Below are 1392 nucleotides of genomic sequence, written 5' to 3'. Positions count from 1 at the left end.
GTGGAACATCGCTATGCCTCGTGGTGGTGCTGCCACTCTGGCGCGCGTGTCGCTGCTGCCTCGGTGTCTCTGTCGGTGTGCGTCGCTTGTTGGTCAGGGGCGCCGTGGCGTGGGCGGCGGGGTGCGTTTGGGCGTGGTGGGCGCGGGCGTGCTGGCCGGGCGTGGCCGGCCGCGTGGCTCCGGGCCGTGGGTGATGATGGTGCCGTCGGGCAGCCGAGCGGGAGCCTGGGCCACCCGCCGCGTCCGCCAGTCCTGGCGCTTCGGATCAGACATCATGGCCATAGCCCTCGATCTCTCCGGTCTGGAGATCCTCGCGGTAGTAGACGTAGCCGTACTTCTTGGCCATGGCGATGTTCTCCGCGTGGACCGACGACTCAAGCTGCTGGCGCTGCTGCGCCGGCGGGGCCTTGCGGTCCCACTCGTAGGCGTCGCTCAGCCCCAGCCAGATGTCGATGTTCTCCGCCTCGGTGAGCTTCCGGTTCACCGGCTCCTGGGTGCCCGGCTTGCGATACTGGGCGACGTGATTGTACCGCTCGGTCACGGCGCGGGTCTCGCTCTCGCCGCTGTTCAGCCCGGCGAGGATGTCCTGGCCGGAGAAGGAGGTCTGCGCGTCGCCGGCGTGCTCCTCGGGCGGGTGGTTGTGCGTCAGGATGGCCCCCGGCAGCAGCTTCATCTGGTCGTTGCTGATCTTCACGCTGACGGCCCTGCCGTTCACGAACGCGCGGAGCGCGCCGTCCGGGCCGACGATGGCGATGGACTCGAAGTTCTGGTTGCGGATGCGCTCCTCCTGCGCGCGCAGGGTGACGGCGGCGGCCGGGGTGTAGGCGCTGCCGTAGGAGCGGGGCGCGGCGGGCTCGCCCCGCCCGGACGCCTGGCGAATCGCGGCGTTCATCGTCGCGCCGCCCTCGCCGCCCCCGGCGTGCGTGGCGGCGGTGCCCCAGCGCCCGCGGCTGTCGCGGAAGGGATTGAACCCGCCCCGGTAGCCCCGCCCGCTGCTCATCGCCCCGCCGTTTTGCGGGCGGGCCGCGTCCAGGCGTCAGGCCAGTCGCTAAAGCCCACGGCCGCAACCTTGTCCACCAGCAGGGTGTAGACGGTGGGCTCCTCGGGGAAGTCGTTCACCCGCACCGTCAGCGTTGCGCCGTCGGCGGTCGTGCGGTAGGGGTGCTCCGCGTCCTGCGTCCGCTCCCAGATGAGGGTTCGGGTCAGCCAATTGGTGGTGCTCATGTCGATGCTGCTCCTTGCTGTGGCTGCGCGTACTTGGCGTTGTACTCGGCGTTTGTCCGCGACGAGCTGCCGATGATCTGCTCGTAGACCGCGTCGCCGACGTGGCCCTTCTTCTTCATGCTCGCCACCAGGTACGCAAAGGTCGGGCCGTCCGGGTTGCCGTACTTC

The 1392-nt window shown here is 70.2% G+C and carries 3 protein-coding genes; all 3 read right to left on the bottom strand.

The window, feature by feature from the left end; all coding sequences use genetic code 11:
- Positions 1–93: 93 nt before the first annotated feature.
- Genes K2Z83_RS28460 through K2Z83_RS28450 form a run of 3 tightly spaced genes read right to left on the bottom strand, consistent with a single transcriptional unit; the run spans position 94 to position 1224 of the window.
- Positions 94–276, bottom strand: coding sequence for a hypothetical protein (locus K2Z83_RS28460; RefSeq protein WP_220598547.1), 183 nt, complete (start codon positions 274–276; stop codon positions 94–96).
- Entirely contained in the window at positions 266–1000 is a 735-nt protein-coding gene (locus K2Z83_RS28455; RefSeq protein ID WP_220598546.1) for a hypothetical protein, read from the bottom strand. Before K2Z83_RS28455 ends, K2Z83_RS28460 begins: the two co-directional genes overlap by 11 nt.
- On the bottom strand, positions 997–1224 hold the full coding sequence (locus tag K2Z83_RS28450) for a hypothetical protein (protein WP_220598545.1): 228 nt from the start codon (positions 1222–1224) through the stop codon (positions 997–999). The genes K2Z83_RS28455 and K2Z83_RS28450 overlap by 4 nt, the downstream gene beginning before the upstream one ends.
- Positions 1225–1392: the final 168 nt, after the last annotated feature.

Source organism: Oscillochloris sp. ZM17-4 (genome assembly GCF_019599295.1).
Classification (GTDB): Bacteria; Chloroflexota; Chloroflexia; order Chloroflexales; family Chloroflexaceae; genus Oscillochloris.
The sequence above is the reverse complement of the archived record's forward strand: the minus strand, read 5'-3'. Positions and strand labels throughout refer to the sequence as shown.

What these genes read in the sequence shown, in the direction of transcription:
- K2Z83_RS28460 (WP_220598547.1), bottom strand. Translation starts at nt 276, where the DNA reads ATGATGTCTGATCCGAAGCGCCAGGACTGGCGGACGCGGCGGGTGGCC.
- K2Z83_RS28455 (WP_220598546.1), bottom strand. Translation starts at nt 1,000, where the DNA reads ATGAGCAGCGGGCGGGGCTACCGGGGCGGGTTCAATCCCTTCCGCGAC.
- K2Z83_RS28450 (WP_220598545.1), bottom strand. Translation starts at nt 1,224, where the DNA reads ATGAGCACCACCAATTGGCTGACCCGAACCCTCATCTGGGAGCGGACG.